Source organism: Peribacillus sp. NPDC058002, from assembly GCF_042886655.1.
GTDB lineage: Bacteria > Bacillota > Bacilli > Bacillales > DSM-1321 > Peribacillus > Peribacillus aracenensis.
This window is the reverse complement of the sequence record NZ_JBHVQU010000001.1, coordinates 87,223-108,817: the sequence shown is the minus strand read 5'-3', so window position 1 is coordinate 108,817 and position 21,595 is coordinate 87,223. Positions and strand designations below refer to the sequence as shown.

General features: G+C 43.8%; 16 protein-coding genes. 13 read left to right on the top strand and 3 right to left on the bottom strand.

The features are described from left to right. Positions 1–149 precede the first annotated feature (149 nt). From ACFVSH_RS00500 to ACFVSH_RS00470, 7 genes are all read left to right on the top strand, one after another. On the top strand, positions 150–1,013 hold the full coding sequence (locus ACFVSH_RS00500) for a YitT family protein (protein WP_387704323.1): 864 nt from the start codon (positions 150–152) through the stop codon (positions 1,011–1,013). Between the two features lie 49 nt (positions 1,014–1,062). Beyond that, positions 1,063–1,404, top strand: a complete 342-nt coding sequence (gene cccB, locus ACFVSH_RS00495; protein WP_387601144.1) for a cytochrome c551 — start codon at positions 1,063–1,065, stop codon at positions 1,402–1,404. Between the two features lie 294 nt (positions 1,405–1,698). Then, the gene (gene ftsE, locus ACFVSH_RS00490; protein WP_089361962.1) at positions 1,699–2,385 is read left to right on the top strand and encodes a cell division ATP-binding protein FtsE; all 687 of its coding nucleotides are present in this window, start codon (positions 1,699–1,701) and stop codon (positions 2,383–2,385) included. Continuing rightward, positions 2,375–3,268 (top strand): permease-like cell division protein FtsX, encoded by an 894-nt coding sequence (gene ftsX / locus ACFVSH_RS00485; RefSeq protein WP_260286319.1) that lies wholly within the window; start codon positions 2,375–2,377, stop codon positions 3,266–3,268. Before ftsE ends, ftsX begins: the two co-directional genes overlap by 11 nt. Before the next feature lie 95 nt (positions 3,269–3,363). After that, positions 3,364–4,758 carry a murein hydrolase activator EnvC family protein gene (locus ACFVSH_RS00480; protein ID WP_387704321.1) on the top strand — a complete coding sequence of 465 codons (1,395 nt, stop codon included), beginning with the start codon at positions 3,364–3,366 and terminating at the stop codon, positions 4,756–4,758. Between the two features lie 141 nt (positions 4,759–4,899). Continuing rightward, positions 4,900–6,324 carry a S41 family peptidase gene (locus ACFVSH_RS00475; RefSeq protein ID WP_387601136.1) on the top strand — a complete coding sequence of 475 codons (1,425 nt, stop codon included), beginning with the start codon at positions 4,900–4,902 and terminating at the stop codon, positions 6,322–6,324. A gap of 183 nt (positions 6,325–6,507) precedes the next feature. Then, a complete protein-coding gene (locus tag ACFVSH_RS00470; protein ID WP_387601133.1) occupies positions 6,508–7,731 on the top strand; it encodes a PDZ domain-containing protein in 1,224 nt (407 codons plus the stop codon). A 66-nt stretch (positions 7,732–7,797) separates the two neighbouring features. On the opposite strand, the gene ACFVSH_RS00465 is transcribed toward ACFVSH_RS00470, so the two are convergent. Next, on the bottom strand, positions 7,798–8,787 hold the full coding sequence (locus ACFVSH_RS00465; protein ID WP_387601130.1) for an ABC transporter substrate-binding protein: 990 nt from the start codon (positions 8,785–8,787) through the stop codon (positions 7,798–7,800). A gap of 180 nt (positions 8,788–8,967) precedes the next feature. Between ACFVSH_RS00465 and ACFVSH_RS00460 the strand changes: the two genes are divergently transcribed. Continuing rightward, positions 8,968–9,972, top strand: a complete 1,005-nt coding sequence (locus ACFVSH_RS00460; RefSeq protein ID WP_387704319.1) for a FecCD family ABC transporter permease — start codon at positions 8,968–8,970, stop codon at positions 9,970–9,972. Beyond that, complete coding sequence (locus ACFVSH_RS00455) at positions 9,969–11,024, top strand: FecCD family ABC transporter permease (RefSeq protein ID WP_387704317.1); 1,056 nt, start codon at positions 9,969–9,971, stop codon at positions 11,022–11,024. The genes ACFVSH_RS00460 and ACFVSH_RS00455 overlap by 4 nt, the downstream gene beginning before the upstream one ends. A 181-nt stretch (positions 11,025–11,205) precedes the next feature. On the opposite strand, the gene ACFVSH_RS00450 is transcribed toward ACFVSH_RS00455, so the two are convergent. Both ACFVSH_RS00450 and ACFVSH_RS00445 read right to left on the bottom strand, forming a co-directional pair. Then, positions 11,206–11,739: a YceI family protein gene (locus ACFVSH_RS00450; RefSeq protein WP_260286313.1), complete on the bottom strand. Its 534-nt coding sequence runs from the start codon at positions 11,737–11,739 to the stop codon at positions 11,206–11,208. 192 nt (positions 11,740–11,931) lie between these two features. Next, entirely contained in the window at positions 11,932–14,157 is a 2,226-nt protein-coding gene (locus tag ACFVSH_RS00445; RefSeq protein ID WP_387704315.1) for an MMPL family transporter, read from the bottom strand. Between the two features lie 258 nt (positions 14,158–14,415). Here ACFVSH_RS00445 and ACFVSH_RS00440 point away from each other — a divergent pair, with 258 nt between their 5' ends. The 4 genes from ACFVSH_RS00440 (at position 14,416) to uvrA (ending at position 21,534) form a co-directional block, all read left to right on the top strand. Beyond that, complete coding sequence (locus tag ACFVSH_RS00440) at positions 14,416–16,023, top strand: catalase (protein ID WP_387704313.1); 1,608 nt, start codon at positions 14,416–14,418, stop codon at positions 16,021–16,023. A gap of 188 nt (positions 16,024–16,211) precedes the next feature. After that, on the top strand, positions 16,212–16,442 hold the full coding sequence (locus ACFVSH_RS00435) for a CsbA family protein (RefSeq protein ID WP_192207123.1): 231 nt from the start codon (positions 16,212–16,214) through the stop codon (positions 16,440–16,442). 220 nt (positions 16,443–16,662) lie between these two features. Next, positions 16,663–18,648 (top strand): excinuclease ABC subunit UvrB, encoded by a 1,986-nt coding sequence (gene uvrB / locus ACFVSH_RS00430; RefSeq protein WP_387601112.1) that lies wholly within the window; start codon positions 16,663–16,665, stop codon positions 18,646–18,648. 6 nt (positions 18,649–18,654) lie between these two features. Further along, complete coding sequence (gene uvrA, locus ACFVSH_RS00425; protein ID WP_387601109.1) at positions 18,655–21,534, top strand: excinuclease ABC subunit UvrA; 2,880 nt, start codon at positions 18,655–18,657, stop codon at positions 21,532–21,534. The last annotated feature ends 61 nt before the right edge of the window (positions 21,535–21,595 follow it).

Below are 21,595 nucleotides of genomic sequence, written 5' to 3'. Positions count from 1 at the left end.
CCAGTCGGACCGGTTTCCCCGGTCCGGCTTTTTTTATGATTTCCTTTATAACGAATCATCTGGCTGACATTTACAGGATGGAAAAGGGATGCCCTGCCTCGTTCGGCCAATACTAGATAATAATGATGGTTCGAGGAGACTTATGCAGAATGAAGAAAAGGTATAGGGGGCAGAAGCACCCTTTAATTCAAAAGTTAATGGAGTATGGATTGGTGATTGTCGGTTCGGCCATAATTGCCATTGGTTTTAATGTATTCTTACTGCCTAACCAGGTTGCATCCGGCGGGGTCAGCGGGATTAGCACGATTCTCGATTCAACTCTCGGTTGGGAGCCGGCTTATGTACTTTGGGGGTTTAATATTCCTTTGTTCATTTCGGGGCTTATTATCCTTGGAAGACATTTCGGAGCCAAAACCCTGATTGGAACCTTGTTTCTGCCTTTAGTGGTATTTCTGACAAAGGATTGGGATGCATGGACGAACGATGCATTGCTTGGTTCGGTTTGCGGGGGGATGATGGTCGGGCTTGGGCTGGGGATCGTCTTTCGCGGAAAGGGTTCCACAGGGGGGACCGATTTGGCGGCACAGATTTTCCATAAATATACCCATCTGTCATTGGGGACCTGTGTGGCTGTCATTGATGGAATCATCGTTTTAAGCGCTGCCATCGTTTTTGATATTGAAAAAGGGCTGTATGCATTAATAGGTTTATATGTGACAAGCAAGACGATCGACCTCGTCCAAATTGGATTGAACCATTCGAAGATGTCATTAATTATCACGAATAAAGAAACGGAAGTAAGGGATGCTATCATACATGAGCTGGACCGGGGTGTAACAGGCATATCCGGGTATGGTGGCTATACGGATGATACTCGTCCAATTTTGATGTGCGTAGTAGACCAGTCGGAATTCACCAAATTGAAACAATTGGTGAAACTCGTTGACCCTAAAGCGTTTGTAATTGTCATGGACGCATCGGAGGTACTCGGGGAGGGTTTTAAACTGGATTGAAATTGGTATAATGTTCTTGTGCTGGTATAAATCAGAGGGGGTAAATTCAATGAAACTGAAATGGTTGGCCTTAGTTTTGGGTACTAGTTTGGCCTTGGCTGCATGCGGCGGGAACGATGATGCTACAGATAAAGAGCCTGCAAATGAAAATAATGAAACGACTACGGCGGGTGCAGGTGATGCCGCTAAAATTTATGAAAACAAATGTTCAAGTTGTCATGCCGTGAACCTTGAAGGCGGCGTGGGACCGAATTTAACGAAGGTCGGTTCTAGGCTTTCGAAAGAAGACATCGAAAAAGTCATTGCGAATGGCCAAGGTGGGATGCCAAAAGGTATAATCCAGGGCAAGGAAGCGAGCATGGTCGCTGAATGGCTTGCCGGACATAAATAATGATCGACGAAACGTCCTGCTTTAGCAGGGCGTTTCATTTATCCTCCTTTCAAACCTCGAAACAACTCACAATTAATCCTTTATCAAGCAATCAAATCCTGGAATTATTACATAGATGTTGATATATGACTAACTGAAATGAAACTGTAATATTTTTTATGCTTAATTTGACAAAATATGATGTTATAATGTTTCTGTGCTCAAGTAAGAGAGATTCCTGTCAGATTTCAGTGAAAATTGTCGAAAAAGCTGTTGGTACATAGTGATAATCCAAGCAAATTAGGTGGTTTTAGAATGATAGAAATGATAGATGTGAAAAAGACATATCCAAATGGCGTAATTGCCATTAATGGAATCAATGTGAAAATAAAGCCAGGCGAGTTCGTTTATGTAGTGGGTCCGAGCGGTGCCGGAAAATCGACCTTCATCAAAATGATGTATAGGGAAGAAAAGCCTACAAGCGGTAATATTTTGGTCAATGGCATTAGCCTGCCAAGTATCCGCAATTCGAAAGTTCCTCTATTCCGCCGTAATATCGGTATGGTATTCCAAGATTTTAAACTCCTTCAAACATTCACTGCATATGAAAATGTTGCTTTTGCCATGGAAGTTATTGAAAAGGAACCAGAAGAAATCAAAAAGAGAGTTATGGAAGTCCTCGATCTGGTTGGCATTAAACATAAAGCGAGGATGCTGCCTTCCGAGTTATCCGGTGGGGAGCAGCAAAGGGTTGCAATAGCCCGTTCGATCGTCAATGATCCTAAGGTAGTCATAGCCGACGAACCTACAGGTAATCTTGATCCCGAAACATCATGGGAAATCATGAACATATTTGAAGAAATTAATAAACGCGGAACTACGCTTGTCATGGCCACTCATAATAGGGACATCGTCAACAATATTAAACGACGTGTCATTGCCATTGAAAGTGGAAAAATAGTACGCGATGAACATCGAGGTGATTACGGATATGAAATTTAGAACATTGCTCCGTCACTTCCGTGAAAGTTTTAAAAATATTGGCCGTAATGGATGGATGACGTTTGCTTCAGTCAGTGCAGTAACGGTCACTCTAACATTGGTTGGCGTCTTTTTAGTGCTCATGATGAATTTAAATCATATCGCGGGAAATGTGGAGAAAGATGTCGAAGTTCGGGCACATATTGATAATGCGGCGAATGATGACGATATAAAAGCTATCGGTAAGCAAATTACGGAGATGAACGGCATTGAATCAGTGATTTTCTCTCCAAAAGATGAAGAGCTTACTAATTTAATAGATGATTTAGGGGATAATGGTGATGCTTTTAAACCATTTGAACAAGATAACCCATTAAGGGACGTTTATGTTATAAAAACCAAATCCCCGCAAGATGTCATCAAGGTGGCAAAAAAGATCGAAGGTTTGGAGTATATCCAAAGCGTTAAATATGGACAAGGCTATGTCGAGAAACTATTCAGCTTTGTTAATATTGCTAGAAACATAGGAATCGTTCTTATTGTAGGTTTACTATTTACTGCAATGTTCCTGATTTCGAATACGATTAAAATTACCATTGTAGCCAGAAGAAAAGAAATTGAGATCATGAGGTTGGTAGGGGCGACGAATACGTTCATCCGTTGGCCATTCTTCTTGGAAGGTCTCTGGCTGGGAGTGCTCGGTTCCATCATTCCGATAGGTCTGGTCTCTGCACTCTACTACAATCTATATAAATATGCTGCACCGCAGATCACGTTCAAATTCATAGATTTCCTGCCTGCAAATCCATTTATTTATCAAGTCTCGGCCATCCTCATCGTAATTGGTGCCGTTATCGGGATATGGGGCAGCTTGATGTCCGTCAGGAAGTTCTTGAAAGTATAAAAGTGTAGTTTTACTCGAAAGCCAAAAGAAGCCAGACATAAATAGAGAGACGTTACAAGGCATGGATGTAACGGGTTGAAAGGGGAAATGAAACGTTGAAAAAAAATATCATTGCCATGAATGCCTCCATCATGATCGGGTTGGGAAGCATTCTAGCGGCACCTTCGGTTTATGCTGAGTCGATTTCGAATTTAGAAAAACAGAAAGAATCCATCCAGGATAAACGTTCGGGTGTTGAATCGAATATTTCCGAAACGGAAAAGAAAATCGATAACCTGCAGGATAAGCAAATGACAGCAGAAGATCAAATCGCTGCCATTGAAGCGAAAATTGCCGAGTCCGCAAAAAAGATCGATGCAAAAAATGCTGAAATTACTCAAACGAAAAAAGAAATCGAGGCATTGAAAGACGAGATTAAAGTATTAAAAGAGCGGATCGCCAAGCGTAATGAAGTATTGAAGGAAAGGGCCCTTTCCTTCCAGGAGACTGGCGGGGACGTGAACTACCTTGAAGTATTATTCGGATCATCCAGTTTTGGGGATTTAGTTGACCGTGTCGGAGCTGTAGCGACAATCGCAGAAGCCGACCGCGATATTTTAAAGCAGCATGAAATAGATAAAAAGGATCTGGAAGAAAAGCAAAAAGCCGTAGAAACGAAGCTAGCCAGTTTAGAAGTGGCAAAAGCTGAACTATTGGAAATTCAAAAGCAGCAAAAACAGCAGAAGCAAGAAAAGGATGCTTTGGTTAAGAAATTAAAGCAACAAACTAAAAAGCATGAAGATGAGAAGATGGGTCTAGAGGAAGAGAAAGCGAATCTTGCCGCTCAAGAAAAAGCGATCAAATCTGCCATCAGCTTAGAGCATCAACGTCTTGCAGAATTGGAAGCAGCCCGTAAAAAAGCGGCAGCCGAAGCGAAAAAACGTGCAGAGCAAGAAGCTGCGCAAGCGGCAGCACAAGCGGCTTCTCAAGCATCACAAGCATCCGAAACTAAAAAACAATCCACTTCTTCAGGATATAGTGCAAAAAGCAACAGCTCATCATCATCATCTTCACAATCTTCGTCTAATGTAAGTCAAGCGCCAGCTGTATCATCTGGTACATTCACTAGACCAAGTGCAGGATATGTATCTTCAACAATGGGCGAACGTTGGAATAAACAGCATGCCGGCATCGATATAGCTGCTGGCGGAACGGTTCCAGTTGTAGCGGCAGCCGACGGAGTCGTAAGCCGTTCTTACTTCTCAAGTACATACGGTAACGTCGTCTTCGTTACCCATTCAATCGGCGGTCAGCAATGGACTACTGTGTATGCACACTTAAGTTCTAGGCAAGTAGGCGAAGGTGCTGTAGTTGCCAAAGGCCAACAAGTTGGCATCATGGGTAACACAGGACATTCCTTCGGTCAGCATTTACACTTTGAGCTACATAAAGGCCCATGGAATTATAGCAAGTCAAATGCTGTTAATCCATTAAACTATATACCTAATTAATACCCAATATATCAACGAAAAAACAGACCAGGTAAATTCCTTGTCTGTTTTTTTTGTGTGGTGTCACCATTTTCTTTAAGCATATTCTTTCCATTCCCCTCATATAGTGAAATACATATCAGGTCAGAAATGGGGATAAATATGGTCAAAAAATGGGTACTTCCTCTAGCAATCATCATGTCACTAGCCATTGGAGCAGTGGGGGGCATATATTGGACAAGCTTCTCGGCCAAGAATGAAGTAAAGGATGAAAGCCAAGCAATATCGAAGGATAAGGAATGGGCAAAAGTTGAACAAGCTTACGGTTTGATCGTAAGTCAGTATGTAGAACAGGTGGACGGTTCCAAACTGGTCGCGGGTGCCATTCAAGGCATGCTGTCAGCGTTGAAAGATCCTTATTCCGTATATATGGACAAGGAGACCGCCAAACAATTCAATGAAACCCTGGACTCCTCTTTTGAAGGGATTGGGACTGAAATCGGAATGGAAGATGGTAAGGTCATCATTGTTTCTCCGTACAAAGATTCACCTGCTGAAAAAGCGGGATTAAAGCCGAAAGATCAAATCCTTAAGGTGAATGGCGAGAGTGTAGAAGGTTTGGATCTGTATGAGACACGCCTGAAAATCCGTGGCGAAAAAGGATCACCCGTCAAAATGGAAATAAAGCGGGCCGGGGTGGACAATCCTCTAGAATTCAATATGGTGCGTGCCGAAATCCCATTGGATACCGTATTTTCATCAATTAAGGAAGTCGCGGGAGAACAAATTGGTTATATCGAGTTGACCTCATTCTCGGAAAATACTGCGACTGATTTCAAAAAGCAGTTAAAGAGGCTGGAAAAGAAGGGAATCAAGGGCTTGGTCATAGATGTACGCGGCAATCCGGGCGGCCTTCTTTCCAGTGTGGAAACGATTCTTGGCGAGTTTATCACAAAAGACAAACCCTATTTGCAAATTGCGGAAAGAACGGGAGAAACACAATCGTTTTTTACAAGCCTTAAGAAAGCGAAAGCTTATCCCGTCGCTGTCTTGACGGATAAAGGCAGCGCCTCAGCCTCGGAAATCCTGGCTGGCGCGATGCAAGAGGCGGGGGGCTATCCATTGGTCGGTGAGAAGACCTTCGGGAAAGGCACTGTACAGCAAGCTGTACCAATGGGAGATGGCAGTAAGATTAAACTTACGTTATATAAGTGGCTTACGCCATCAGGGAAATGGATCCATAAAAAAGGGATCGAACCGGCAATCGAAGTGAAACAACCGGAGTATTTTGATGCACATCAGCTGGCTATTGAGAAGGTGTTGCAGCGGGATATGAATGATGAACAAATCCAGTATGCGCAAAACATTCTGAAAGGACTCGGATTTGAACCGGGTCGTGAGGATGGATATTATGATTGGAGTACAGAGATTGCAGTAAAGGCATTCCAAAAACAATTTGGCCTTGAGGTGACTGGTAAGCTGGACGCTAAAACCGCAGCACATCTGGAATCCGCCATTCTGGATAAGATCCGGGATGAAGATAATGATATTCAGTTACGCACGGCTTTGAATTATTTAGTGAAATAAATTGATGGCACCGTTCCCCTTGGAATGGTGCCTCTTTCGCATTTGATCGAACCCCGCCTGCAATCATGAGGGCAGTTTAGGAGAAACTTAAGATAAACTACTTTTTCTGCATCTTAATAGGCATGAAGGTTACATATTTGATAGAATAGGAGGTAACTGACCAGAACGAAGTTTGACAAAATTTTGATTACTGTTGAGGATGGTGCAAAGAAATTGACAACGGATTGGCTGATTGCATGCTTAATGGGATTAGGAAAACTCTTCCTTCATCCTTTGCTTTATGTTTCGATTGCCTATTGTTTATTCATCGGCTATCTTCGCGTTAAACGGGAACGCCATGATTTCAATACGAAGATTTACAGTACTTCCATGGAGCTGCGTTCCATGTTACCTCAAGGATGGATATGGGGATTGATCCTTTCCTTCCTCACGCTGGCTACTGGACTAGCGATTCCTTTGGCGGCTCTGTTCATCATGGCAGTGGTTACGGTTTTATCCATGCTATCCATGAAAAAGAGGTTTGTTTCCCCCGTTTATACAGTGGGGCTCACCTTCTTTATCCTTTTCTTTTTATATGATAGTGACATCCAGCTGCCTTTATTTCAGGATGCCTTTAATCAGCTGGATCGGTCCGTATATCCGACACTGGTTATTTTGATAGGATTATTACTGATTGCTGAAGGGTTTTTGATTGCTGGCAATGGAAGTGAAAAGGTCTCTCCTCAGTTGGAGGTATCCAAGAGGGGGCAGCCGATAGGTGTGTATGTTTCACAGCGAATCTGGCTAATTCCCATGTTCGTCATGATTCCTGGAGGACAACTTCCAGTGCCTTTCGAATGGTATCCGGTTTTTTCAATCGGGGACATGTCACTATCGCCGATCGTACTGCCCATTTTAATCGGCTTTAAGCAAAAAGTTCATGGGACGCTTCCGGAACTGGCCATTAGGGCGCAAGGCAAAAAGGTAGGGGCATTGGGAATTTTGATTACGCTATTGGCGGCAGTTGGTTACTGGTACCCACCATTGGCAATCATAACGGCTGTTTTAGCCATCCTTGGTCGTGAATTCCTGCACTATACCCAAAAGGCAATGGATCAAAAGCTTCCTTTTTATTTTTCGAAAAGTAAGCTGGGTGTCCAGATTTTAGGCGTTATCCCTCAATCTCCGGCAGATAAAATGGGGCTGCAAAAAGGCGAGGTCATTTCGAAAATAAATGGGGTCGTCGTCAGGGAAGAAGAAGAGTTATACAGGGCGCTCCAAATAAACCGGGCACATTGCAAGCTCGAGGTCATCGATAACAATGAACAGATCCGCTTTGTGCAAAGGGCCCTTTTTGACGGGGAGCATTACGAATTGGGCATCTTGTTCGTAGATGATCAATTAAAGGAAAGCGGACAAGTGGGTTAATGATACATTATTATAAAATAAAAAGGCCTTTCTCGAATTATATCGGGAAAGGCCTTTTTTAAAATATTACTTTTCAAGCATGATCTTTTCTATATCGTCCAGCATTTTATTAGCTGCAATTACGCCGCCAGATGTATTCCAAGTAGCGTCGCTAACCTCATAAGCTTTTCCATTTTTAACTGCATCAAGATTTTTCCAAAGTGGATCATTCGTCCATTCTTTTGCTGTGCTTAGGGCTTGTTTGTCGCCTTCAGGAGCGTAAGTGAAGTAGAAGAGAAGATCTCCATCCATTTTAGGGATGACTTCTTTACCTACCTCGATGGCAAGGTTACCTAATTTATTATCTGCAGTGAACAGTTCCTTCTGTTGCTCTGCACGTTTAAATCCTAATTGATCGAAAATCACTCCGGAGAATGAATCCGTGTAATAAATACGGGTAGTTCCAGCCATGAAACGAACAACGGAAACTTCTTGATTTACTTTATCACCCAATTTAGCTTTAAGATCTTCTGTGTGTTTATCGAATTCAGCAATAACGTCGTTCCCTTTATCTTCAAGGTTAACGGCTTTTGCATATAGTTTAAAGTTTTCTTTCCAATCTCCTCTAAGCGTTTCCGAGAAAACGGTAGGGGCGATTGCACTTAATTTATCATAAACAGCTTCTTGGCGAATCTTGCTTCCGATAATCAAGTCAGGCTTTAGTGATGCGATTTTTTCTAAGTTAACTTCATGTTCAACACCAACAACTTCGACCCCATCCATATCATCTTTAATATGGTCGTACCAAGGGTCACCAAGCCATGATTGAACGGCACCAACAGGTTTAATTCCTAAAGCAAGCAATGCCTCAGTACCTTCATTTGTTAAAACGACCACTCTTTTAGGCGTTTCTTTCAACTCGGCAGTGCCCATGGCATGCTTAATTGTGTAGCTTGTATCTTCTTTCTTGTCTTCAGCTTTATTTCCATCGGCTTTATCATCCGAATTCCCGCAAGCTGCTAGAAGAAAGACTGCAAATATTGTAAAAATCGTTAATAATGACTTGAATCTAAACATCTATGTACCCCTCCCAATTTTTCAGCAAATGATAATCATTCGCACTTAACAGCATCATCATAAAATGAATATACTTTTCTGTCAATATATAAATGAAAATGATTCTCATATTCATTGACATATTCCCAGTACCACCAGTAAAATATTACTATACAAACATGATTGGAAAGGTAACTGGATATGTTATTAAAATATACATGGCAGAAATGGATGGGGCTGTTCATTACCATTCTTTTGCTGCTGTTTTTACTGTGCTCAAGCATTGTATACGGTTATACAGATACAACATGGAAAATGGCCATCGATGCTTTTACCCATTTCAATGGGACGAATGAACACATTGTCATTCAATCAGTAAGACTTCCGCGTGCCCTGATTGCTTCTGCAATTGGTGCAAGTTTAGCCATCTCGGGGGTTTTGATGCAAACGCTAACTAAAAACCCCCTGGCTTCTCCAGATATCTTCGGGGTTAACGCCGGGGCGGGATTGGCAGTTGTCACTGGGGTCACCGTGTTTGGGATAAGCAATCTTCAAGTATTCACATGGCTCTCATTCATAGGGGCGGCCATAGCCGCGATAAGCATATATATGATTGGAAGCATGGGGCGCGGCGGCTTGACACCGATGAAGCTGACATTGGCTGGTGCAGCCATGACGGCCATGGTAGCTTCACTTACACAAGGTCTTCTTGTTTCTAATGAGGCTCTTTTAGATCAAGTCCTATTCTGGCTTGCCGGATCCGTTTCCGGTAGAAGTCTAGACAATTTAATTGCCGTCCTGCCTTATCTTGTCGTAGGATGGGGCCTTGCCTTGATCATGTCCGGTAAAATGAATGTGTTATCAATGGGTGAAGATGTTGCGAAAGGTCTTGGACTGAATATAGTTTTCCTTAAACTGGTGCTGGGGCTGGCAATCATCCTGCTTGCTGGCGGATCGGTGGCGGTTGCGGGTCCGATTGGCTTTATTGGAATCGTCGTTCCGCATCTTACCCGTTCTATAGTAGGTATTGATCATCGGTGGGTGATTCCCTTCTCTGGGCTTTTCGGGGCGGTGCTTTTGATTGCGGCCGATGTCATATCCAGGTATATCCTGATGCCTCGAGAAGTTCCGGTTGGAGTCATGACAGCCATAATCGGGACCCCATTCTTTATTTATATTGCTAGAAAGGGGTTCAGCGGCCGATGAAGTCATATAAGAGCTTTCGTTTATTTAATGAAAAAATATCATTCTTGATGGATAAAAAAGCTATGATCGTGATTTTCATATTATTTTTAATCACTTCACTAGTCTTTGTGATCAGTACTGGAGTGGGTGAAATGAATATAAATCCGTTAAGTGTCCTCCAGGTCTTTATCGGAGGGGGGACGGAGAGCGATCGGCTTATTATCCAATCTTTCCGGCTGCCTAGAATAATTGTTGCCCTGCTGGTAGGGATGGGCCTTGCTGTAGCTGGAGGGATCCTTCAAGGGATGATTCGAAATCCACTTGCTTCGCCGGATATCTTGGGGATAACAGGAGGAGCGACAGTAGCGGTCGTTGGATTCCTGGCCATTTTTAGCGATAAGAATCATTCTTTAACGGTGAGCATCAATTGGCTGCCGTTAGCCGCATTCATTGGGGCGACGGTCGTGGCCTTTCTTGTTTATTCATTAGCCTGGAAAAATGGAGTTCCCCCGATAAGGCTTGTGTTGATCGGGATTGGGGTGATGGCTTTAATGAAGGCACTCACTACGATGATGATGATTCTTGGCCCAGTCTATCAAGCGAGCCAGGCCAACCTTTGGATCACGGGGTCAGTGTCTAACTCTACCTGGAATAATATCGCTGTACTGGCACCATGGACGATACTATTCCTGTTAATCGCCTTCCTGTATGCCAGGAATATTAATTTACAGGAGCTAGGCGATGACCTTGCAACGGGGCTTGGGGGCCATGTCCAAAAACAGCGGTTTGCATTATTGATGATCAGTACGGCCTTGATTGGTGGTTCCACGGCATTTGCCGGCGGAATAGGGTTTGTGGGATTAATGGCACCCCACATGGCCAGAAGGCTGGTTGGTTCGAGTTTTGGAGTGTTACTGCCCACTTCAGCTTTGCTTGGTGGCATCCTGGTTATGGTGGCGGATTTAATTGGGAGGACCTTATTCTCACCTTTGGAAATACCTGCTGGTGTCTTCACAGCGAGCATCGGGGCACCATACTTCATTTATTTACTATATAAAACGAGGAATTCGTAAATCCGCTAAATGTAGAAAGCAGCAGTCATCCTAGTGATGGCTGCTGCTTCTGTTTGTAGACAAAAGGGGTTTGGCGCAAGGGCGCCGTGAGGCTCCCGAACCGCCCGCGGAAAGCGAGTGCCTGAAGTGGAAATCAACGTCTACACTTAAAAGAACTGTAGGCAAGCTCGCTTTCTTTTCATTAAGCTTCTTTAGCTGCTTCGATTTCGATGGTAAGCGTGATTTGATCGCCGATCAGTACTCCGCCTGTTTCTAACGCCGCGTTATAGGTTAGACCATAATCACTGCGTTTGACTTTCCCTTTTCCGCTGAATCCTGCTTTTTCATTCCCCCATGGATCTTTCCCTTGGCCTTCGAAGGTGATGCTGAAAGTTTCTTCTTGTGTGATTCCATTAAGAGTCACATTTCCAGTTACATCATATTCATCTTCATTCGTTTTCACGATTTTTGTTGATTTGAATGTTAAAGTAGGATTGTTTTCTACATCAAAGAAGTCAGCGGAACGCAGGTGATTATCCCGGTCTGCATTGCGTGTGTCGATACTGGCCACATCAACGGTAAAATCAATTTCTGCAGTTGTTAGATCCAATGGGTTTGCTAGGATGCTAGCTTCAAACTTATTAAAACTACCTTTTACTTTAGCGATCATCATATGTTTTACGGAAAATTCAATAGCACTGTGAGTCGGATCGATGGTCCATTTTGTATTTGTCATGTTTATTCCTCCTGATTATTAATCTTGAATTTATATATCTTTAATTTGAGATATCTTAACTTAATGTAATTATAAGAGGTGAAATCAATAGTGTCAACTGAAAGTTTTCCTTAATTTTGAAAACATGAAAAACCCTGTGCATTTATCGGGCACAGGGTTTTTGCTTATCCAAGGAGAGTAAAGCTGGCACCTTTAGTGATTGGCATGTTCTTTCTCTTCTTGAGTGGTCACTTTACTCGGCCAAAAAGCAAGTCGGCCAAGTAGGGCGGTGATTGCAGGAACAAGGAACGGGCGCACAATGAATGTGTCCATTAACACACCAAGTGCAGTAATGAGACCGAATTGAACCAATACTTGAATCGGAAGTGTGGCTAGAACGGAAAAAGTGGCTGCCAAGATTATTCCGGCGGAAGTGATGACACCACTAGTTTCGGCAACGCCTTTTCTGATGGCCTGCTTGATTGGCATCGTTTCTTTCTTACGCCAAATGCTTGAAACCATGAAAATGTTATAATCCTCGCCAAGTGCAACCAGGAATACGAAAGAATAAAGTGGAATGGTACCCTCTATGGCATCGACACCCATGAAATGGTGCAGGATTATCCAGCCTAAGCCCATTGCTGCAAAGAATGAGAGAATGACTGTTCCCATTAAATACACCATGGCTGTCACAGATCGCAAGTAGGCTAAGAGGAGCAAGGAAATCAGGACGATGATGATCGGGATGATCATGAATTCATCGGATTTTACGGTGTCCCTTTTATCGAATTGCGTCGCAGTTTGCCCGCCAATCCAAACCTTTTCATCAACGGAAGATATATTGGCGGCCTTCAATTCTCTCTCCGCCATTTTGCGGATTTCCGGAATGGAATCAATGGCCTCGAAAGCATATGGGTTCAAGTTGAATGTGACCTCATAGGATTGCAGATCTTTATTGGATTTACTTGTGACTGGATCGGCAACACTTTCAACAATATTCATCCCTTCTAATGCCGGCGCTAAATCGACATCTTCACCATCGGTATCGATAACCACTGTGGCTGGTGCAAGTTCGCCCGGTGAATACGAGTCGGAAATGACAGAATAGCCTTCACGGGAGTTCATATCTTCAGGGAAGGAAGAGAGAATATCATATGAATATTTTATTTGTGAAGAATATCCAGCTAAAACACTGAAGATGATCAGGCATGTAAGAATGACAGTCCATGGCCTGGTCGTGACGATATGACCGATCCATTTACCGATGCGGCCTTCTTTATGCTTATTGACGGCTTTTCCCTTTTTCTTAGCCCGTGCTTCTTCCATTTCGGGTGTACGCGGAACGATCGGGAAGAAGGAAGCCCTTCCGAATACAGAAAGTAATGCCGGCACAAGTGTTAAAGCTGCCAGCATCATGATAAAAATGGACAAGCTGAATGGTACAGCGAAACGGTGGTAGGCTCCGTATTTGGCTACAAGCAATGTTATCAGGGAGATGACGATCGTAAGGCCGCTCATCGCGATGGCGCCTGATGAATCTTTAAATGCGGCGATCATGGCTTTCCGTTTGCTTTCATGATTCCTTAATTCACTTCTGTAGTGAGAAATTAAAAATAGACAATAATCCGTTCCGGCCCCGAATAATAATACGGTCATGATTGAAATCGCCTGTGAATCGACTGTAATCCAACCATGATCTGCCATGAATCCTAGAATCGGGCTCGTGACAAGATAGGCGAAGCCCACTCCGATTAGAGGAATGATGGCTAAAAGAGGAGAGCGGTAAATGAGTAATAACACGACAAGTACAAGTATTACTGTCGCTAACAGCAATTTGAAATCAGCACCTGAAAATAAACCCGTTGCATCGACGGATATCCCTACAGGGCCTGTCACTCGAAGGGATAATTCACCTGAATCTGTCGGGACCTTGAATGGGTCCGATCCAATGCGTTCCGATACAGCTTCATTAATGCTTTCAAGATTTTTTTCGAGAATTTCGGTCTCGGTCTTTTCTTTAAAGAAAAGCGGCTGTACAAAAGTCGTTCCATCTTCTGAAACCGATCCTTGAAGAGCAGGCAACGGAATTTCATGAAGCGGCGGTAAAAAGGATTGCTGTGTCAATGGGTTATCTGTCAGTTCTTTGGAAAGGTACTGGATTTCAGCCAAGTCGGCCTCCGTCAGTCCACTTTCCCGATGCCATGTAAGGAGGGCAGGTAATCCAGAGGATGTTGGAAACTCTTCTTTAATAAGTTCATCAGCCACGACAGAAGGTGAGTCTTCGGGCAAGTCTGCAGCATTATTTGCTGTTCGATCATTAACGGCAGGCAATGTGAAGGTTAATACGATTGCTGCAATTATCCATACAGCAATGACAACCCAACGACCGGTTTTTCCAGACATCATCCTGCCAAGTCTTCCTAATATTGATTCGTCCAATGAAGGCACCCCGTTTTTTGAAATTTTTTATCCTTAGTTCATTATAATGGAGCGCTGTTGTCATAAACAAAAATGGGTATGCTTCCTCCATGTTTTTTACTGAATGCTTCAAAGCTTTCATATCATTATATGATTTACACCGGTTGTTAATGGCATAAACATATGGTCAGCCGTATATAGGGGAGTTTCAAATATTTTCAATTAAATTTGAAGATTGAAGAGTGAAATATAGGGAATAGGGGAAAGTATAATAGTATTATGGCTTTTATTAACAGGGGAGGGATATTTTTGTCCGATAAATCCAAAAAACCAAATGATGAATCGCAAGAAACATTAACGAACAGGCAAGGTCACCCGGTAACGAATAACCAGAGTCTTAGAACTGTAGGAAACAGAGGACCTAGTACACTTGAGAACTATGATTTCCTGGAAAAGATCAGCCATTTCGATAGGGAGCGTATCCCTGAACGGGTGGTGCACGCCCGTGGTGCAGGTGCACATGGTTATTTCGTTCCGACCGGTAAAGCGGGGGACGAGCCGATTTCAAAATATACGAGAGCGAAGGTTTTTCAGGAAGAGGGTAAAAAAACCCCGGTATTCGTGAGATTTTCATCTGTTATTCATGGAGGGACGTCCCCGGAAACGTTACGTGATCCCAGGGGATTTGCGGTTAAATTTTATACGGAGGATGGAAACTGGGATCTTGTAGGAAATAACCTGAAAATTTTCTTTATCCGTGATGCCATGAAATTCCCGGATTTGATTCATGCCTTCAAACCCGATCCGGTCACGAACATTCAGGACGGCAGGAGGATCTTCGATTTTTGCTCGAGCTCACCTGAAACATTCCATATGATCACCTTTGTATTTTCCCCATGGGGCATTCCGGCTAACTACCGCATGATGCAAGGGTCAGGGGTCAATACTTATAAATGGGTGAATGAGGAAGGGAAAGCGGTGCTTGTCAAGTATCACTGGGAACCGAAACAAGGGATCAAGAACCTGACACAGCAAGAGGCAAATGAAATTCAAGCTACGAATTTCAATCATGCCACACAGGATCTATATGAAGCGATCGAACGCGGAGACTATCCGGAATGGAATCTCAACGTACAGATCATGAGTGATGATGATCATCCTGAATTGGATTTTGATCCGCTGGATGATACGAAAATCTGGCCGAAAGATGAGTTCCCATGGCTGCATGTCGGTACGATGGTATTGAATAAAAACCCTGAAGACTATTTCACTGAAGTCGAACAAGCTGCATTCGGCACCGGTGTCCTGGTGGATGGACTGGACTTTTCTGATGACAAGATGTTACAGGGACGTACATTCTCTTATTCCGATACACAGCGTCACCGTGTTGGTGCGAATTATCTGCAATTGCCGATTAATGCTCCGAAGAAACCGACAGCCACGAATCAGACTGGCGGACAGATGCAATATGAAGTTGGCAGAGGCAGCCAAAGCCCCCATATCAACTACGAACCATCAACTGTCGGCGGCTTGAAGGAAGCTAAGCAGACGGGCAAGGAGTATACACCGATGGTGGAAGGGAAACTTGTTCGTGAGACAATCGATCGCCAAAACAATACGAAACAGGCTGGTGAAACATTCCGTGAATTCGAGGATTGGGAAAAAGACGATTTAATTTCCAATTTAGTGGCGGCATTGGCTCCTGCCGACAAGCGCATTCAGGAAAAAATGATAGCTCTTGCCGAAGAGGCCGATGAAGAGTATGGCCGCAGATTGAAAGAGGGACTGGCCGCGGCTTCTGAACATACAAACTCTTCAAAACCTCTGGGCGGGACGGATAACCCTGAGGACGCCGTTAAAAAAGGACATGAAGCGGATCCATATTGATTGGGCTGAAAAGAAGCAAACTTCCCTTTAAAGGGGTTTGCCTCTTTTTTTTATGGGCATAATTGGAGGATGTATGGAATGCTCTTCTGATGATGCTTGAAAATCAAGAAGGAAATTGATTGGCAAAAAACTTAATAATCATTTAAACTGAAACTACTCTATTTTTCTCTTATAAAGGAGATGAAAAAATGATTAAACTTCTTTCTGCCCTTTTCCTTCCTTGTCTACTTGTCATGCTATTTTCAAGAGTCACCTATAACAATGTCGTGGGTCTTGTTTTAACTGTTGCCTTGATTACAGCTTCCGCATATAAAGGTTATACGCATACAAACTTATTGATCATCGTGGATGCCTTATCCCTGACAGTGGGATTTTGGTTATCAAAAAGAATGATGAAACGTACATCCAAGAGCGCCTGACACCAAAGGTGCTTTTTTTGTACTCAAAGATGCCATTCGCTTCAACACATCATGAAGTCCTTAGAACAAAAAAATAGAATGGATGTTCGCTTATTTCTGGTTTGTTTTAAGGCTATTGTGGTAGAATGTGTATATATGCTTTATTAAATCGGAATAAATAGAAGGGATACAGGCATGTCCCGTTTTCATATAAAAATATTTCAATAGGAGGCTATGCTTGGTGAAGGATAAGTTTGAGTTAGTCTCAAAATACTCTCCTCAAGGAGATCAACCGGCAGCGATTGACATGCTAGTCGAAGGGATTAAGGAAGGCAAGGAAATGCAGACGTTATTGGGGGCGACGGGGACAGGGAAAACGTTCACCGTTTCCAATGTGATTCAAAGAATCAACAAACCGACTCTTGTCATTGCCCACAATAAAACGTTGGCGGGGCAGCTTTACAGTGAGTTCAAAGAGTTCTTCCCTAATAATGCCGTAGAATACTTCGTTAGCTATTATGATTACTACCAGCCAGAGGCTTATGTTCCATCCACGGATACATTCATCGAAAAAGATGCAAGCATCAATGATGAAATCGATAAACTGCGACACTCGGCAACCTCTTCTTTGTTCGAAAGGAAAGATGTCATCATCATTGCCAGTGTTTCGTGCATATATGGGCTCGGTTCCCCTGAAGAGTACCGGGAGATGGTCGTTTCCCTCCGGACAGGCATGGAAATAGACCGGAATGCCTTGCTGCACAGACTCGTGGATATTCAATATGAGAGGAATGATATTGCTTTCCAACGGGGGACCTTCCGCGTTCGCGGTGACGTAGTCGAAATTTTCCCAGCTTCACGTGATGAGCATTGCGTACGGGTCGAGTTTTTCGGGGATGAGATTGACCGTATCCGTGAAGTCGATGCCCTGACTGGTGAAATCACTGGTGAACGGGAACATATCGCGATTTTCCCGGCTTCCCACTTCGTAACCCGCGAAGAGAAAATGCGGATAGCCATTCAAAATATCGAAACGGAACTGGAAGAGCGATTGAAGGAATTAAGGGAAGATGAAAAACTCCTTGAAGCACAGCGCTTGGAGCAGCGGACCCGTTATGATTTGGAAATGATGCGGGAAATGGGCTTTTGTTCAGGGATCGAGAACTATTCCCGCCATTTAACCCTTCGTCCCCCAGGTGCGACACCATACACTTTAATGGATTACTTTCCAGAGGACTTCCTATTGGTCGTGGATGAATCACACGTAACCCTTTCGCAAATCCGCGGAATGTTCAATGGAGATCAGGCTCGGAAGCAAGTGCTCGTCGATCATGGCTTCCGTCTGCCGTCGGCAAAAGATAACCGCCCGCTAAGATTTGAGGAATTTGAAAAAAAGGTACATCAATCCATATTCGTTTCGGCAACTCCGGGACCATATGAACTCGAACATACGCCAGAAATGGTTCAGCAGATCATCCGTCCTACCGGATTGCTGGATCCGACGGTGGAAGTGCGGCCGATTGAAGGGCAGATAGATGACTTGATCGGTGAAATACAGGAGCGCGTCAAAAAGAACGAGCGTGTGCTCATTACGACCTTGACGAAAAAGATGTCTGAGGATTTAACTGATTATTTAAAGGAAATCGGCATCAAGGTCCAATATCTTCATTCGGAAGTGAAGACCTTGGAAAGGATAGAAATCATCCGGGAACTTCGAATGGGCAAATATGATGTACTCGTTGGAATCAACCTTTTAAGGGAAGGCCTGGATATACCGGAAGTGTCATTGGTGACCATACTGGATGCCGATAAGGAAGGGTTCCTTCGCTCGGAACGTTCGCTTATTCAAACGATGGGCCGTGCAGCCCGTAATGCCAACGGCCATGTCATCATGTATGCAGATCGCATCACGAATTCGATGGAACTTGCCATCAATGAAACGAGGCGGCGCCGTGAAATCCAGGAAAGCTATAATAAAGAGCATGGAATAATGCCTCAAACCATTCAAAAGGATATCCGTGACTCCATAAGGGCGACCCATGTAGCCGAAGAAGGCGAAGAATATAAAGAAGACCTTGCACCAAGCCTCGCGAAGCTCCCTAAAAAAGAGCGTTTAAAAGTGATGGAGAGCATGGAAAAGGAAATGAAGGAAGCGGCAAAGGCACTGGATTTCGAGCGAGCTGCCGAGCTGCGTGATTTATTACTAGAGTTGAAAGCGGAAGGGTGACGAAACATGGCAATGGATAAAATTGTGATAAAAGGCGCCAGGGCCAACAATTTAAAGAATATTGATATCACGATACCGAGAGACAAACTTGTTGTGCTGACCGGATTATCCGGATCTGGAAAGTCTTCCTTGGCTTTTGATACGATTTATGCAGAAGGGCAAAGACGTTATGTAGAATCACTGTCCGCTTATGCCCGTCAATTCTTAGGCCAAGTGGATAAACCGGATGTCGATGCGATCGAAGGCTTGTCACCAGCCATTTCCATAGACCAGAAAACGACCAGTCGAAATCCTCGTTCAACCGTAGGGACTGTTACGGAGATCTATGATTATTTAAGGCTGTTATTTGCACGGGTCGGCAGGCCGACCTGTCCGATCCATAATATTGAAATCACCTCACAAACGATTGAGCAAATGGTGGACCGCATTCTTGATTACCCTGAGCGGACCAAGCTTCAGGTGTTGGCACCGCTTGTCTCAGGCAGAAAAGGGACACATGCAAAAGTTTTGGAGGAAGTCAAGAAACAAGGATATGTCCGCATTCGGGTGAACGGGGAAATGCATGATCTCAGTGAGGAGATAACTCTCGAAAAAAATAAAAAGCATTCAATTGAGGTCATCATAGACCGGATCGTCATTAAAGAGGGTATCATGGCGCGGCTCGCGGATTCATTGGAAAGTGCTTTGCAGCTTGGCGAGGGCAAAGTCATCATTGACGTCATGGGTGAGGAAGAGCTGCTGTTCAGTGAACATCATGCTTGTCCATACTGCGGATTTTCGATTGAAGAGTTAGAACCGAGAATGTTCTCCTTCAATAGCCCGTTTGGGGCATGCCCGGATTGTGATGGCTTGGGGGCGAGGCTTGAGGTGGACCGTGATCTGGTCATCCCGAATAACGAATTAAGCCTCCGTCAACATGCGATTGCGCCATGGGAGCCGACGAGCTCTCAATATTATCCGCAGCTCCTTGAAGCGGTAGCCAACCATTATGGGATAGATATGGATGTGCCCGTTAAAGATTTACCGGAAGAGAAGATGGATAAGGTCTTGCTTGGTTCAGGTAAAGATAAGATATATTTCCGTTATAAAAATGATTTTGGAAGAGTGCAAGAAGGATATATTTCTTTTGAAGGAGTTTTAAGAAACATCGAAAGGCGCTTCAAGGAGACGAGTTCAGACTATATTCGTGAGCAAATGCAAAAATATATGTCGGAACATCACTGCCCGACCTGTAAGGGACATCGTTTAAAAAAAGAGAGTCTTTCCGTGCTCATTCAAGGGGTACATATAAGTGAAACGACAGCTTTATCAGTGGAAGATGCGTTAGTATTTTTCGATAAACTTGATTTGACTGAAAAGGAAGCGGCAATTGCGAGATTGATTTTACGTGAAATTCGCGAGCGGCTCGGTTTCCTGGCTAATGTAGGTTTGGAATATTTGACGTTGAGCAGGGCAGCGGGGACATTATCAGGCGGCGAAGCGCAGCGTATACGATTGGCTACGCAGATCGGTTCACGATTGACGGGAGTACTCTATATTTTGGATGAACCTTCAATAGGGCTGCATCAGAGGGATAACGATCGATTGATCGAAACATTGAAGAATATGCGCGAAATCGGGAACACCCTGATTGTTGTCGAGCATGATGAAGATACGATGATTGCTGCGGACTATTTGATTGATGTTGGTCCTGGAGCAGGAGCGCATGGAGGGGAAATAGTGGCCGCTGGTACTCCGGAAGAGGTCATGAATAACCCTAAATCCTTAACGGGCCAATATTTAGCAGGGAAGAAATTCATTCCATTGCCATTGGAACGCCGGAAAAATGATGGCCGTGTCATTGAGATAAAAGGTGCCAAGGAAAATAATTTGAAAAACGTTAATGTGAAATTCCCGCTAGGGGTCTTTACAGCCGTTACAGGAGTCTCTGGATCAGGGAAAAGTACATTAGTGAATGAGATCCTCCATAAATCGTTGGCTCAAAAGCTGAATCGGGCAAAAGCCAGACCAGGCGATTTCCGTGAGATCAAGGGAATTGAGCATTTGGATAAAGTCATTGATATCGATCAATCACCGATCGGCAGAACCCCACGATCGAATCCGGCTACCTATACGGGTGTATTCGATGATGTTCGTGACGTATTTGCCTCAACTAATGAAGCGAAAATCCGCGGTTATAAAAAAGGAAGGTTCAGTTTCAATGTGAAGGGCGGCCGCTGTGAAGCGTGCCGAGGCGATGGCATTATCAAGATAGAAATGCATTTCCTTCCGGATGTCTATGTTCCATGTGAAATCTGTCATGGGAAACGTTATAACCGGGAAACTCTTGAAGTGAAATATAAAGGGAAAAACATTTCCGACATTCTCGATATGACAGTTGAGGAAGGCGTTAGTTTCTTTGAAAATATCCCGAAAATCAAACGGAAGCTACAAACGATTTATGATGTCGGTTTGGGTTATATCAAGCTTGGGCAGCCTGCTACCACTTTATCAGGCGGTGAAGCGCAAAGGGTGAAACTTGCTTCTGAATTGCATCGCCGTTCCACTGGGCGCTCCTTTTATATCTTGGATGAACCAACTACCGGACTTCATGTCCATGATATAGCAAGGCTGCTAAAGGTTCTGCAGCGGCTGGTTGACAATGGGGATACAGTTTTGGTGATCGAGCATAATCTGGATGTCATCAAGACGGCGGACCATATTATTGACCTGGGCCCGGAAGGCGGAGATAAGGGCGGTACGATCGTCACTTATGGAACTCCTGAAAAAATATGTGAGGTTTCCGAATCATATACAGGTAAATACTTAAAACCTGTACTTACCCGTGATCAAATTCGCATGGAAAATTGGATTGAAGAAAAAGAAACTCAGCATGAACATGCATAAAAGAACAAGCCATCCGGCTTGTTTTTTTGTAGAAAAATGACGGTGTGCATTTAATCAATCA